Genomic DNA, 15,196 nt, shown 5'->3' with positions numbered 1-15,196 from the left:
GCGCGGCGGTCCAGTCCAGGATGATTATCAGTCCTTGGAGACGAAGCGGGACGGATGGATGTCCATCACATTGTCATCGAAGCCATGCAGCTTCGAGGAAACGATATCGTGGAAGCTGTAATAGAGAAGCGGAATGTTGCCAACGTCATCGACAAGGATGCGCTCGGCCTCGGTGAGGTCCTTCATGCGCTCTTCCGGCTTGCCGCCGGCAGCCGCGGCCTTGTCCATGGCCGCCTCATATGCCGGGCTGACGTAGCTCGAATAGTTGTTGCCGCTGGCCTTGCGGGTGATGCCGAGGAAGGTCTCGGGATCCTTGTAGTCGGCGATCCAGGCGGCACGCGCCACGTCGTAGTTGCCCTTTTGCTCGAGGAAGGAATAGTGGGTCTTGGTATCGGTGTTGAGCAGCGTGATCTCGACGCCAAGCGGCTTCAACTGTTCCTGGATGGCAACCGCGGTGTTCTTGTGGTTTTCCGAGGTGTTGTAGCGGATCTCCATCTTCAGCGGATGCTCGGGCGTATAGCCGAGTTTCTCAAGGATCTTCTTGGCGGCGTCCTCGCGGTCGATCTGCGGCATGTCGGCGTATTTGGCCATTGCCGGCGTGTAGCCGGCGATGCCCGGAGGCACCATCGAATAGCCGGGCAGCATGGAATTCTGCCAGACCTTTTCGGCCAGGAAGTCGCGGTCGATCGCCATCGAGATGGCGTTGCGCAGCTCGACATTGTCCCAGGGCGCCTTGTCGGTCTTGATCGCGTAATAATAGGTGCCGAGATACGGTCCGACGCGGACCTGATCGCCGAACTTGGTCTTGAGGTCAGCGAGCTGTTCGGTCGGCAGGTCGCCGTAGCTGTCGAGTTCGCCTGCCTCGAAGCGCTTCATCGCCGAAGAGCGGTCTTCGGTCGGGATGTAGTTGACGACGTCCATCTTGACCGTCGCGGCCTCCCAGAATTTCGGATTCTTGACCAGCTTCATGTGGTCGTTGGGAATCCACTCGGCCAATGTATAGGCGCCGTTCGAAACGAGATTGCCCGCCTTGATCCAGTCGGCGCCGAGCTTGTCGATCGAGGCCTTGTTGACCGGATAGGTAGCTTGGTGGGTCAGCATCTCCAGGAAGTATGGCGTCGGCGCCTTCAGCGTCACTTCCAGGGTGTTGGCGTCGATCGCCTTGACGCCCATGTCCTCGGGCTTGCCTTTCTTGGTGTTGACTTCCTCGGCGTTCTTCACGGGATAGAGCATGGAAGCGTATTCAGCGGCGGTCGCCGGATCCTCCAGCCTACGGAAGGAATAGACGAAGTCGTCCGCCGTCACCGGGCTGCCATCCGACCACAAGCCGTCCTTGCGCAGCTTGAAGGTGTAGACGGTGCCGTCATCCGATACCGTCCAGCTTTCGGCGGCGCCCGGGATGAGGTTCGTCTTCTGATCGTGCATGACCAGTCCCTGGAACAGGTCGCGTATGATATCGGCTTCGTAGACGGTCGAGGTCTTGTGCGGATCGACCGTCTCCGCTTCGGCGGCGCTGCCTCTGTTATAGACGGTCTCGGCAAGGGCCGGCGTCAGGAACGTGCCTGCGGCAAAGGTCATGGTCGCGGCGACAAGCGTCGCCTTCAGCATATTTTTCAGCATGAAGTCTCTCCCTGTGGCGCTGCCCATCGGCTGCGCCTTACGAGTGTTGACGCCCCGGAACCGATTTCTGGCCCCTTCGAGCGCGCCGCCGGTTCCCGTTCCGGCAGCTGGTGGCAGGAGACTAGACAGACGGAAATATTATTTCAACCGAGTCTTGCTTGACGCTAAGTGAGCATCCTCACCCTAAACCAGCCATAGCTAATCTATATTACAAGGTCCAATTGGGTGCAGCTTGTGGTTGTCCTGAATTTTGGGTTTTGCCCTCAGCAGTTGTCATTAGCGCAACCATCTGGAAACATTTCAGGAATGCCGTTCGTGGCCAAGCTCGACGAAAGTACCGAAGAAGCCCGAAAATGAAAAACGTGGCGCCGGTGGCGTTGCACGGATCGCTCGGCATGGTTGCATGCGGACACGATCTTTGTTTACGCCGGACGGCGTCCCTGAAAGATCAGCCTACCTTGCCGACAAACCAGCCCAGGGCCTGCAGCGACAGCCCCTCCTCCTGCAGGACGGCACCGCCACCCAGAGCGATCGCCTCGACAAGCTGGAGATCCGGCAGCCGCCAGTCGGCCGGCTTGTCGGCGAAATTGAAGACGCAGAGCAATATCTCGTCCTCGCCCTGCCGGATGAAGGCAAGGACATCGCCGTCGGTATCGAGAAAGCGGATCGGGCCCTTGACCAGCGCCAGATGCGCCTTGCGCAAGGCGAGCATCGTCCGGTAGCCGGCGAGCACGGACTTGTCGTCGGCGTTCTGGATATCGACCGCCCGAGCGCGGTGGCTTTCCGGCACCGGCAGCCAGGGTTTTCCCGAGGAAAAACCGGCATTGTCGGCGCCCGCTTCCCAGACCATCGGTGTGCGGCAGCCGTCCCTGCCCTTTACCCCCGGCCAGAAACGGATGCCGACGGGATCGCGCAGATCCTCGAAGGTCAGTTCCGCCTCCTCCAGCCCAAGCTCTTCGCCTTGGTAGAGACAGATCGAGCCCCGCAGGCAGGAGAGCAAAGCGATAGCGAATGTCGCCACCGCATCTGGATCGCCGCCCGGCCGCGTCCAGCGGCTGACATGGCGCACGACATCGTGGTTGGAGAACGCCCAGCAGACCCAGCCGTCGGCGACAGCTGCCTCGAAGGCCTCGACGCATCCGCGCACATGGGCGGCTGAGAATTGCTGACCGAGCAGGTCGAAGGTGTAGCACATGTTGAGCTTGTCGCCGCCGGATGTGTAGGCGGCCAGCGTCTGCAGCGAACGGCCTTCGTCGCCGACCTCGCCGACACTGGCGCGGCCGTCATATTCGTCGAGCAAAGCGCGGAAGCGCCTGAGGAAACCGAGGTTTTCCGGTTGCGTCTTGTCGAACAGATGCTCCTGGAAGAGATAGGTGTTGGTTTCGCCATTGGTGCCGGCGACGCTCGACGCCAGCGGCGGATTGCTGCGCAGCCAGCGGTCGTGGACATAGTAGTTGACCGTATCCAGGCGGAAGCCGTCGACGCCGCGCTCGAGCCAGAACCGCACCGTCTGCAACAACGCGTCTTGAACCTCAGGATTGTGGAAGTTGAGGTCCGGCTGCGAGGCGAGGAAATTGTGCATGTAGTATTGCCGGCGGGTCGCGTCCCACTCCCAGGCCGGGCCGCCGAAGACCGACAGCCAGTTGTTGGGCGCGTTGCCGTCCGGCCTGGTGTCGGCCCAGACATACCAGTCAGCCTTGGGATTATCCTTGCTGGCACGGCTCTCTACAAACCATTCGTGCTTGTCGGAGGAGTGCGACAACACCTGATCGATGATCACCTTCAGGCCGAGCCTGTGCGCCTCGGCAACCAGCGCGTCAAAGTCGTCGAGCGTGCCGAACATCGGATCGACCGCCTGATAGTCGGAGACGTCGTAGCCCATATCGGCCATTGGCGATTTGAAGAAGGGCGACAGCCAGACGGCGTCGACGCCGAGCGAGGCGACGTGCGCCAGCCGTGAGGTGATGCCTGAGAGGTCGCCGCTGCCGTCGCCGGTGGTGTCCTGGAACGAGCGAGGATAGATCTGGTAGATGACGCAGCCGCGCCACCAGTCGGCGCTCTGTTCGGGTCCCGGCTGGGCATTGTCGTCGGCCATCACGGACCCTTCCTGGCGCGGGCCTTTGCGGTCCGGCGCTCGATCATGAAACTGACACTGCGGCCGGGCAGCGGCCACGCGAGGTCGACCGCTTGCGCTTCAACAGCCGGCTGCCATTCAAACCCTTGCCGCGCGGGCAGCGTGAAGACGCATTGGCGGCGATCGCCATTGACGATCACAGCCAGGCGGCCTTCCCCGCCATCGCCGAGCAGCATGACGAGGCGATGGCGCGAGCCATCGTTCCAGTCGGCTTCGCTGAGCAGCGCGCCGGTCTCGGTCAGCCAGGCGACGTCGGGCACATCAGAACCGTCCGGCGGCTCTCCGGTCAGGAAGCGCGTATCGGAAAGCGCCGGCACCGCGCCGCGCAGAGCTGCGAGCGCCGACACATGGGCTTCCAGCCCGACGTCGCGCCCGGCCCAGTCGAGCCAGGTGATGGCGTTGTCCTGCGCATAGGCGTTGTTGTTGCCCCCTTGCGTGCGGCCGAATTCATCGCCGGCCGTCAGCATGATGGTGCCGCGCGAGGCAAACAGAGTGGCGAGCAGCGCGAAGCGATCATGGGAACGGGCCTCGGCAATCACCTTGTCCGAGGTTTCGCCCTCGACGCCGTTGTTCCAGGACAGGTTCTCATTGTGGCCGTCGCGGTTCTTCTCGCCATTGGCTTGGTTGTGCTTGGCTTCATAAGCGACGATATCGGCCAGCGTCATGCCATCGTGCGCGGCGATGAAGTTGACCGTGCGGCTGGCGGATTGGCCCTCCCTGCCGAACACATCGGAGGAGCCGGCGAGCCTTGTCGCCAGCGCACCGACCGTGCCGGCATCGCCGCGCCAGAAGCGCCTGACGTCGTCGCGGTAGCGGTCGTTCCATTCGAGGTAAGGCGGCCGGAAATTGCCGAGCTGATAGCCATTCGGGCCGATGTCCCAGGGCTCGGCGATCAGCACCCTGTCGGCAAGGATGGGATCGGTTGCGATGGTTTCGAGCAACGGGGCTGCCGGATCGAATGCGCCATCGACGCGACCGAGGACCGGCGCCAGGTCGAAGCGGAAACCGTCGACGCCGGCTTGGCGGACGAAATGGCGCAGCGTGTCGAGTACCATGTCGCGAACGACCGGATGGTCGCAGGCGATGGTATTGCCGGTGCCGGTATCGTTGACCAACCTGCCGTCCGGCTCGCTGCGGTAGTAGGCTTGATTGTCGAGGCCGCGCAGCGACAGCGTCGGCCCGAGCCGGTCACTTTCGCCGGTATGATTGAAGACGAGATCGAGGATGGTGCCAATGCCAGCCTTGCGCAGCACCCCCACCGTATCACGCAATTCGGCGAGGCCGCCCGGCGCCAGCCGCGGATCGAGCGCCATGAAGGTGACTGGGTTGTAGCCCCATGCGTTGCTGAGGCCGAGCGGCGGTAGATGGCGCTCATCGATCCATGCCGTCACGGGCATTAGCTCAACGGCGGAGACGCCGATCTTTCTGAGGTGTTCGAGGATGGCCGGATGCGCAAGTGCGGCAATGGTGCCGCGCTGCGCTTCCGGTACGTCCAGATGCAGCCTGGTGAAGGAGCGGACGTTGAGTTCGTAGATCAGGCCGCCTGGCTGGAACAAAGGCGGCTTGGCCGGCAGCGGCTTCGGTTGAGCCCGCGCGATGGTCTTCGGCATCAGTGGCGCGGTGTCGGCGCCTTCGTTGCGCCGGGCGGCAAGCCGCCAATGATGCTGGTAGGGCCGGTCGATTTCGACGGCGTAGGGATCGGTGAGCAGCTTGTCGGGATCGAACCACAGCCCGCGCACCGGCGCATATTCGCCGTCGGCGCGAAAGCCGTAGCGCGTACCCGCGGCAAGGCCGGCGACGAACAGCGCATGGACGCCCTCGCTTTCCGGCTGGAGTTCGAGCCGGTCGATTTCGTGGGCGCCAGTGTCGTCGAAGATCGACACCCAGAGCCGCCGCGCCGAGGACGACCAGGCGGCAAAACGGATGCCTTCGGGAGTGACCGTTGCGCCGAGTTGGGTCATCGGCGCATCCTCCACCCTCCCCCTTGTGGGGAGGGTCGCGAACGAAGTGAGCGGGGTGGGGGTCGGCGCGGGGAAAGCGCTTTACGAGCACCCCCAACCCGATCCGCTGCGCGGATCGACCCTCCCCACAAGGGGGAGGGTAAAGACGTCACCACCCTCAAGTAATCACGCTCGGCTTGTTGCGCCCGGTGTGGCTCTTGATCCCGGCGATATCATCGGCAGCCGCGATCAGGTCAGCGAGCGCCTCTTGCGTGTCGAGATCATGCCGCGCTCTGTCCGGCTCGTAGCGCTCGATGTAGACGCGCAGCGTAGCACCCGACGTGCCGGTGCCGGACAAACGAAACACGACACGCGAGCCGCCTTCGAACAGGATGCGGATGCCCTGGTTCTTGCTCACCGAACCGTCGACGGGATCGTGATAGGCGAAGTCGTCGGCATTGGCGATCTTCAGTCCGCGCACGCTGGTGCCGGGCAGCGAAGCGAGCTTGGCGCGCAACTCGTCGACCAGGGCGTTGGCGCGCTCGGTTTCGACCTCCTCATAGTCATGACGTGAATAGTAATTGCGGCCGTAGGTCGCCCAATGTTCGGTGACGACGTCCTTGCAGCTTTCGCCGCGCACGGCCAGGATGTTCAGCCACAACAGCACCGCCCACAGCCCGTCCTTTTCACGGACATGGTTCGAGCCGGTGCCGGCGCTTTCCTCGCCGCAGATCGTTGCCATGCCGGCATCGAGCAGATTGCCGAAGAACTTCCAACCGGTCGGCGTCTCGTAGATGCCGATGCCGAGCTGTTCGGCGACGCGGTCGGCAGCGCCGCTGGTCGGCATCGAGCGGGCGATGCCTTTGAGGCCGTCCTTGTAGCCCGGCGCCAATTGCGCATTGGCGGCAAGCATGGCCACCGAATCCGACGGGGTGACGAAAATACCCTTGCCGATGATGAGATTGCGGTCACCGTCGCCGTCGGAAGCGGCGCCGAAATCGGGCGCATCCGGTCCCATCATCTCGTCATAGAGATGCTTGGCGTGGACCAGGTTCGGATCCGGGTGATGGCCGCCAAAATCCGGCAGCGGCTTGTAGTTGCGGCAGGTGCCATTCTCCGCGCCGAGCCGGCGCTCGAGGATTTCCTTGGCATACGGGCCGGTGACCGCATGCATGGCGTCGAAGCGCATGCGGAAGCCGTATTTGAAATTGGCGCGGATGGCGTCGAAGTCGAACAGGCTCTCCATCAATTCGGCATAGTCGGTGACCGGGTCGATAATCTCGACCGCCATGCCGCCGGCGGTCACCGTGCCGATCTTGTCGATGTCGATCTGGTCGATGTCAACGGTCTTGAAGCTCGAAATCGTCTTGGTCTTTTCGAAGATCGCGTCGGTCAGCTTTTCCGGCGCCGGGCCGCCATTGCCGGCATTGTACTTGATGCCGAAATCCTCGTGCGGGCCGCCCGGATTGTGACTGGCCGACAGGATGATGCCGCCGAAGGTCTTGTATTTGCGGATGACATGCGACGCCGCCGGCGTCGACAATATGCCGCCCTGCCCGACCATCACCTTGCCGAAGCCGTTGGCCGCCGCCATGGCGATGGCCTTCTGGATGACCTCGCGGTTGTAGAAGCGGCCGTCGCCGCCGATCACCAGCGTCTTGCCCTCAAAGCCCTCCAGCGCGTCGAAGATCGACTGGATGAAGTTCTCGGCATAGTGCTCCTGCTGAAAGACAGGCACCTTCTTGCGCAGGCCGGACGTGCCGGGTTTCTGGTCGAGATAGGGTTTGGTGGCGACGGTCCGGATCATGCTTCAGGCAACCCTTTTCGAAAGCAGCAGGCGGTAGAGTTCAACGTATTTGTCGGCGCTCTTGTCCCAGGAGACATCGGCCTTCATGCCCTGGCGCTGGATCTGTTCCCAGACGGCCGGGCTCGAATGCGCATCGACCAGCCGGCGGATGGCGTGCAGCATGGCGCCGCCACTATTGGGCGCGAACTGGAAGCCGGTGGCGACACCGGCCGAGATCGCTGCTTCATTGGCGTCGATGATGGTGTCGGCAAGGCCGCCGGTGCGGGCGACGACCGGCACGCAGCCATAGCGTAGGCCGTAAAGCTGGGTCAGCCCGCAAGGCTCGAAGCGCGACGGGATGACGATGGCGTCGCAGCCGCCCTGCATGGTGTGGGAAAGCCCCTCGTCATAGCCGACGACGACGCCGACACGGCCGCGATGGCGGGCGGTGGCAGCCAGCAGCGCGCCTTCCAGGCCGGCGTCGCCTGAGCCGAGGATCGCCAGCCGCGCGCCGGTGGCGACGACGCCGTCGACCACAGCCGCCAGTATGTCCATGCCCTTCTGCCAGGTCAGCCGGCTGACGACGCAGACGATCGGACTGTCATCGCGCTCGAGGCTGAAGCGGCCCTCGACAACCGCCCGGTTGGGAAGCCGAGCCTTGAGCGTCGCGGCGGAGTAGGCCGACACCAGATGCTTGTCGGTCTCCGGGTTCCAGATGTCGGTGTCGATGCCGTTGACGATGCCGTAGAGGTCGGAAGAGCGCATGTTGATCAGGCCGTCGAGGCCCATGCCGAATTCCGGCGAGCGGATTTCCTGGGCATAGGTGGGGCTCACCGTGGTGATCGCCCAGGCCGCCTGCAGGCCGGCCTTGAGGAAGCCGACGCCGCCATAATATTCGACGCCGTCAAGCGCCATCGCCGCGGCCGGCAAGCCGAGCTCGCCAAAAATGCCGGCGCCGAACTGACCCTGGAAGGCAAGGTTGTGAACCGTGATCAGCGACGGCACGCCGACCGCCTTGCCGTAGCGCATATAGGCCAGCGTCATCGCCGACTGCCAGTCATGGGCGTGGACGAGATCCGGCTGGTAGCCGGAAATGGCGCCGCCGGCGATATCGCCACCGACCTGGCTCAGCGCAGCAAAACGCCGCCAATTGTCGGGCCAATCGGCGCCGGCCGCATTGCCGTAAGGGCCGCCGGGACGGTCGTAGAGATGCGGCGCGTCGAGCACGAACAGGTCGAGCCCGGCGATCTTGACGGCATGGACCGAAGCCTTGCCGCCCTGCAGCAGCGGGTATTGGTAGACAGCCTTCTTTTTCTTGAAGGCGTCCATCACCTGGGGAAAGCCGGGGATGAGCGTGCGCATGGTCACGCCCTTGGCGGCCAGCGCGATCGGCAATGCGCCGGTCACGTCGGCAAGTCCGCCGGTCTTGATCAGCGGGAATATCTCGGGCGTGACCGACAGAACCTGCATGCGTTTATGGTACCCCGTCTTACAGCTTCAGCTTGTCGATCATGTCCTGCGTGACCAGGCAGATGCCCTTTTCCGAAACCCGGAAACGCTTGGCGTCGAGAACAGGGTCTTCGCCAACCACCAGCCCTTCCGGTATCCTTACACCGTGGTCGATGACGACGCGCTTCAACTTTGCGTTCCGGCCGACATGAACGTCGGGCAGCATGACGACCTCTTCCAGCGTCGAATAGGAGTTGATGCGCGCGCCGGTGAAGATCAGGCTGCGCTTCAGCGAAGCACCCGAGACGATGCAATCGCCTGAGACCAGCGAGGAGACGGCCGAACCGCGCCGGCCATCCTCGTCATGCACGAACTTTGCCGGCGGCTTCAATTCGGCATAGGTCCAGATCGGCCAGTCGCGGTCGTAGAGGTCGAGTTCGGGAGTGATGTCGGTCAGGTCGATATTGGCTTCCCAGTAGGCGTCGACCGTGCCGACATCGCGCCAATAGGCTTCGTTCTCGGCCGTCGAGCGCACGCAGGACTTGGCGAAACGGTGCGCGATCGCCTTACCGTGCTGTACGATGTAGGGGATGATGTCCTTGCCGAAGTCGCGGCTTGAACCCGGCTCGGCGGCATCGCGGCGCAGCTGCTCCATCAGGAACTTGGTCTTGAAGACATAGATGCCCATCGAAGCCAGCGCGAATTCCGGCTTGTCGGGAATGCCGGGCGGGTCGGCGGGCTTTTCGACGAACGCGATGATGTTGTCCTTGCCGTCGACATGCATGACACCGAAGCCGGTCGCTTCCATGCGCGGCACTTCGAGGCAACCGACGGTGACGTCGGCATTGGCGTCGACGTGCTGACGCAGCATCAGCTCGTAGTCCATCTTGTAGATGTGGTCGCCGGCGAGGATGACCATGTATTCGGGGCCATAGGCTTCGATAATATCGATGTTCTGGTAGACGGCGTCGGCGGTGCCTTCATACCACTGGGTTTCCGAGACACGCTGGCTGGCCGGCAGGATGTCGAAGCTTTCGTTTCGCTCCGGCCGCAGGAAGTTCCAGCCGCGCTGCAGGTGGCGGATCAGCGAATGCGCCTTGTACTGGGTGGCGACACCGAGGCGGCGGATGCCGGAATTCAGCGCATTGGACAGCGCGAAATCGATGATGCGCGTCTTGCCGCCGAAATAGACAGCCGGCTTGGCCCTGCGGTCGGTCAATTCCTTGAGCCGGCTGCCGCGGCCGCCGGCCAGCACATAGGCCATGGCATCGCGCGCCAGCGGCTGGGTTCTCTTCAAGTCTGCCATTTTTACCCTCCCAAATTACCAGTCTGGAGCATCGCCCGGTCCGCAACGAGTCGACGGACCTAATCCGAAACGAGTTGACGGACCTAGTCCGCAACGAGTTCAAGCATGATCGTCGACAGCGGCGGCAAAAGCATCGTTGCCGAAATGCCTCCTCCTTCCGCCCTGGCTTCGACCACACCGCCATTGCCCTTGCCCGAACCACCGTAGTCCGAAGCGTCGGTGTTGATGATTTCGCGCCATTTGCCGACCTTGGGCAATGGCACGCGATAATTGTCGCGCGGCACTGGCGTGAAGTTGGAAATGACGGCGATCGGGTTGCCGCCGGGCGCGCTGCGCAGCCAGGCGAAGACCGAGTTTTCCTTGTCGTCGACGATCAGCCAGGAGAAGCCGTCCGGCTCGCAGTCGCGTGCATGCAGCGCCGGGCGCGAGCGATAGAGATAGTTGAGATCGCGCACCGTCTGCCAGACGCCGCGATGCGGGTGGAAGTCGAGCAGGTTCCAGTCGAGCGCACGCGCCTCGCTCCACTCGCGGCGCTGGGCGAATTCCTGGCCCATGAACAACAGCTTCTTGCCGGGATACCCCCACATGAAGGCGTAAAAGGCGCGCAAAGTCGCGAACTTCTGCCAGTCGTCGCCGGCCATCTTGCCGAGCAGCGTGCCCTTGCCGTGCACGACCTCGTCATGGGACAGCGGCAGCACGAAATTCTCGGAGAAAGCGTAGGTCAATCCGAACGTCAGGTCGTTGTGGTGGTGCTTGCGGAAGATCGGCTCCCTGGCGAAATACTCCAGCGTGTCGTGCATAAAGCCCATGTTCCATTTGAAGCCGAAGCCCAGCCCGCCTTCATGCACCGGCGCCGAGACCTTCGGCCATGAGGTCGATTCCTCGGCGATGGTCATGACGCCGGGATGGTGGCCGTAGACCTCCTTGTTCATCTTCTGCAGGAAGGACACCGCTTCGAGGTTTTCGCGGCCGCCCTTCTCGTTGGGGATCCATTCGCCGGCCTTGCGCGAATAATCGAGGTAGAGCATCGAGGCCACCGCATCGACGCGCAAACCGTCGACATGGTATTTCTCGGCCCAGAACAGCGCGTTGTTGACGAGGAACGACACCACCTCGCGGCGGCCGAAATTATAGATCGCGGTGTTCCAGTCGGGATGAAAACCCTTGCGCGGATCGGCATGCTCATAGAGCGCCGTGCCGTCGAAATTGGCCAGGCCATGCGCGTCGACCGGGAAATGCGCCGGCACCCAGTCGAGGATGACGCCGACGCCGGCGCGGTGCGCACCGTCGACGAAACGCGCGAAGCCGTCGGGGTCGCCGAAGCGCGCCGAGGGGGCATAAAGTCCGGTTGTCTGATAACCCCATGACGGGTCATAGGGATGTTCGGAGATCGGCAGGAACTCGATATGGGTGAAGCCGGTCTCGACAGCATAGGGGATGAGCTGGTTGGCGAGTTCGTCCCATGACAGGAAGCTGCCATCATCGTGCTGCTGCCACGAACCGGCATGGACCTCGTAGATCGATATGGCTTCGCGCCGCGGATCGGCCTTTCGCCAGTAATTGCGATGCGCCTCGTCGCCCCATTCATGCGCCGGCGGCACCGCCGTCACCGATGCTGTGGCCGGGCGTAGTTCAGACTTGAAGGCGAACGGATCGGCCTTGAGCGGCAGGCGCACGCCGTCCGGGGCAATGATCTCGTATTTATAGGGGTGGCCGGCGCCGATATCGGGAATGAACAGTTCCCAGATGCCGGTGTCGCGGCGGTCGCGCATCGTATGGCGGCGGCCGTCCCATTCGTTGAAGTCGCCGACTACGGAGACGCGCCTTGCATTGGGCGCCCAGACGGCGAAATGGACGCCCGACGCGCCTTCATGGTCGAGGAGATGGGCGCCGAGCTTGTCGAACAGCCTGAGGTGCGACCCTTGCGCGATATAGTAATCGTCCATCGGGCCGAGCACCGGGCCGAAGGAATAGGGATCGGTCAGCCACCAGTCGCCGCCGGCATTTTTGGCGTGATAGCGCAGCGGCTGACGCTTCTTGATCGACAGTCTGCCTTCGAAGAAACCGGCGTCGTCGCGCCGCGTGAGTTCGCCGGCGTTCTTGCCGGCCAGCGTGTATGCGGTGACGAACTCGGCATTGGGGACGAAGCAGCGGGCAACCAGGCTCTTGCCGGCATCATGCACGCCCAGGATTGCAAAAGGATCGCCATGCGTGCCTGCAACAATTGCGGCGACATCGCCGGCTGACGCCAGCCCGTCCGACCCGCTCGTCGTCGCGGTCGCGCGCGGTTTCTTCATCAGGCGGTGTCCCTCCCTGGGAACCAGTTCTTGTGCACAAGACCCGTTGCTCGTGGCCTCATGCAATCATATCAGGCGGGCACGTTCCAGATTTCTTTCGCATATTGGCGGATCGTGCGATCGGAAGAGAACCAGCCGACGCGGGCAACGTTGCGGATAGCGCGCGCGTACCAATCGGGGCTGTTGCGCCAGACGGCGTCGACATCGCGCTGGGCGGCGGCATAGGCGTCGAAATCCGCCGCCACCATGAACCAGTCGCTGTTGTAAAGACCGTCGACCAGCTCGCGGTAGCGATCCGGCTGGTCGGGCGAGAACACGCCCGACGATACTGCGGCAACAGCCTGCGCCAATTCAGGGGAGCCCTCGATCACGGCGCGCGGGTTGTAGCCATTGCTGCGCCGCTCGGCGACTTCCGCCGTGCTCAGGCCGAAGATGAAGATGTTGTCGTCGCCGACGCATTCCTTGATCTCGACATTGGCGCCGTCGAGCGTGCCTATGGTCAAGGCGCCGTTCAGCGCGAACTTCATGTTGCCGGTGCCCGACGCCTCCATGCCGGCAGTCGAAATCTGCTCGGACAGGTCGGCGGCCGGCATCATCACCTCGGCCAGGCTGACATTGTAGTTCGGCACGAACACCACTTTCAGCAGGCCGCGCACCGACGGGTCGCTGTTGATGACCTTGGCGGCGTCGTTGGCCAGTTTGATGATCAGCTTGGCATTGTGGTAGCTGGGCGCCGCTTTGCCGCCGAAGAATTTGACGCGCGGCATCCAGTCCTGTTCGGGATGCGAGCGGATCTGGTCGTAGAGCGCGATCGCTTCCAGGATGTTGAGCAGCTGGCGCTTGTATTCGTGGATGCGCTTGACCTGGATGTCGAACAGCGCCGACGGGTCGAGCTTGATGCCGAGCCGGTCGGCGACCAGATTGGCGAGCTTGATCTTGTTGGAGCGCTTGACGGCGGCGAACCTGTCGCGGAAGGCGGCGTCACCGGCAAAGGCTTCGAGCCCCTTGATGGCGTCGATGTCGTCGAGGAAACGGTCCCCGATCGCCGCGCGGGCGAGCGCGGTGAGGCCTGGATTGCACTGGATCAGCCAGCGGCGTGGCGTGATGCCGTTGGTCTTGTTGTTGATGCGATCGGGATAGAGCTTGTGGAGATCGGCAAACACCGTCTCCTTCATCAGCTCGGTGTGCAACGCCGACACGCCATTGATCGAGTGCGAGCCGACAAAGGCCAGGTTACCCATGCGCACGCGGCGGTCGCCATTTTCCTGGATCAGCGAGATGCGGCTGATCTGCTCATTGGAAAACTGGTTGGTGGCGCGGGCCTCAAGCAAAACCTGCGCATTGATGGCGTAGACGATCTGCATATGGCGCGGCAAAAGCCGTTCGAACAGCGGCACCGGCCAGCTTTCCAGCGCCTCGGGTAGCAGCGTGTGGTTGGTGTAGCCGAAGGTGCGCTTGGTGATGTCCCAGGCCTGGTCGAAATCCATGCCATGGACGTCCATCAGCAGGCGCATCAGCTCCGGCACGGCGATCGCCGGATGGGTGTCATTGAGGTGGATCGCTGCCTTGTCGGGCAGCGAGGCGAGATCGCCATACTGGCTGAGATGGCGCTGGACGATGTCCTGCAGCGACGCGGTGGAGAAGAAATATTCCTGCCGCAGCCGCAGTTCCTGGCCGGCCTTGTGGGAATCGGCGGGGTAAAGCACGCGCGACAAGGCATCGGCCTTGTTGCTTTCGGCCAGCGCGCCGATGTGGTCGCCGGCGTTGAACTTGTCGAGCAGGATCGGATCGACCGGCATGCCCGACCAAAGCCGCAGCGTGTTCACGCGGTTGGCGCGCCAGCCAACCACCGGGGTGTCGTAGGCGACGGCCTGGACATGCTCGGTCGGCTTCCAGACGTGACGTTCCAGCCGGCCATCCTTGGAGGTGATCGATTCCACCGAGCCGCCGAAGCCGACCTCGAAGGCACGCTCCCGCCGCTCGAACTCCCAGGGGTTGCCGTGGTCGAGCCAGGTTTCGGGCAGTTCGACCTGCCAGCCATCATGGATCTCCTGGCGGAACATGCCGTTGGCGTAGCGAATGCCGTAGCCGTGGGCCGGAATGTCGACGGTCGCCATGCTTTCCATGAAGCAGGCGGCGAGCCGGCCAAGACCGCCATTGCCGAGCGCTGCATCCGGTTCGAGCCCGGCGATGAGGTCGAGGTCGACGCCCAGCGACTTGAGCGCTTCTCGCATATTGTCCATCAGGCCGAGATTGGAGAAGGCATCGCGCATCAGCCGGCCGATGAGGAATTCGAGCGACAGGTAATAGACGCGCTTTTCCTGCTGGGCGTAGGCCTCCTGCGTCGCCTGCATCCAGTGATCGACGATGCGGTCGCGCACGACCTTGATCGAGGCTGTCAGCCAATCATATTGCGTGGCAACGGAGGTGCCTTTGCCGACCCGGTATTTGAGAGCCAGCAAGACTTCGTCGGCCAGCGTCTTGGGATCGGGTATTTCGAGATCGGGGGCTTTGGCTGTCATTGTTCGCGTCATACTGCCTCTCGTGATCGTGCTGCGATCATACCGGCTTTCGCTCTCAGTCCCAGCCTATCCTAGTGCATCGCAACATACGTTCAATCGATTTAGACCAGCATGCCGCCAGTTCCCCTGCGGCAATTTATCC

The 15,196-nt window shown here is 63.0% G+C and carries 8 protein-coding genes; all 8 read right to left on the bottom strand.

Going from position 1 to position 15,196, the window contains the following annotated elements:
• Positions 1 to 27: 27 nt before the first annotated feature.
• Complete coding sequence (locus NKI61_RS06025; protein WP_352839009.1) at positions 28 to 1,620, bottom strand: peptide ABC transporter substrate-binding protein; 1,593 nt, start codon at positions 1,618 to 1,620, stop codon at positions 28 to 30.
• A gap of 448 nt (positions 1,621 to 2,068) precedes the next feature.
• Positions 2,069 to 3,715 carry a beta-galactosidase BglA gene (gene bglA / locus NKI61_RS06020; RefSeq protein ID WP_023732064.1) on the bottom strand — a complete coding sequence of 549 codons (1,647 nt, stop codon included), beginning with the start codon at positions 3,713 to 3,715 and terminating at the stop codon, positions 2,069 to 2,071.
• On the bottom strand, positions 3,715 to 5,715 hold the full coding sequence (gene glgX, locus NKI61_RS06015; protein WP_023732065.1) for a glycogen debranching protein GlgX: 2,001 nt from the start codon (positions 5,713 to 5,715) through the stop codon (positions 3,715 to 3,717). Before glgX ends, bglA begins: the two co-directional genes overlap by 1 nt.
• Before the next feature lie 157 nt (positions 5,716 to 5,872).
• Positions 5,873 to 7,501: an alpha-D-glucose phosphate-specific phosphoglucomutase gene (locus tag NKI61_RS06010; protein ID WP_023732066.1), complete on the bottom strand. Its 1,629-nt coding sequence runs from the start codon at positions 7,499 to 7,501 to the stop codon at positions 5,873 to 5,875.
• 3 nt (positions 7,502 to 7,504) lie between these two features.
• On the bottom strand, positions 7,505 to 8,950 hold the full coding sequence (glgA, locus tag NKI61_RS06005; protein WP_352839008.1) for a glycogen synthase GlgA: 1,446 nt from the start codon (positions 8,948 to 8,950) through the stop codon (positions 7,505 to 7,507).
• 19 nt (positions 8,951 to 8,969) lie between these two features.
• The gene (glgC, locus tag NKI61_RS06000; RefSeq protein ID WP_023670729.1) at positions 8,970 to 10,235 is read right to left on the bottom strand and encodes a glucose-1-phosphate adenylyltransferase; all 1,266 of its coding nucleotides are present in this window, start codon (positions 10,233 to 10,235) and stop codon (positions 8,970 to 8,972) included.
• An 83-nt stretch (positions 10,236 to 10,318) separates the two neighbouring features.
• A complete protein-coding gene (gene glgB / locus NKI61_RS05995) occupies positions 10,319 to 12,532 on the bottom strand; it encodes a 1,4-alpha-glucan branching protein GlgB (RefSeq protein ID WP_023715697.1) in 2,214 nt (737 codons plus the stop codon).
• Positions 12,533 to 12,603: 71 nt separating this feature from the next.
• Complete coding sequence (locus tag NKI61_RS05990) at positions 12,604 to 15,066, bottom strand: glycogen/starch/alpha-glucan phosphorylase (protein ID WP_352824255.1); 2,463 nt, start codon at positions 15,064 to 15,066, stop codon at positions 12,604 to 12,606.
• Positions 15,067 to 15,196 lie beyond the last annotated feature (130 nt).

Source organism: Mesorhizobium sp. M0514 (assembly GCF_040321145.1).
Taxonomy (GTDB): Bacteria; Pseudomonadota; Alphaproteobacteria; order Rhizobiales; family Rhizobiaceae; genus Mesorhizobium.
Note: the sequence above shows the minus strand (reverse complement) of the source record. Positions and strands in the feature narration are given on the sequence as shown.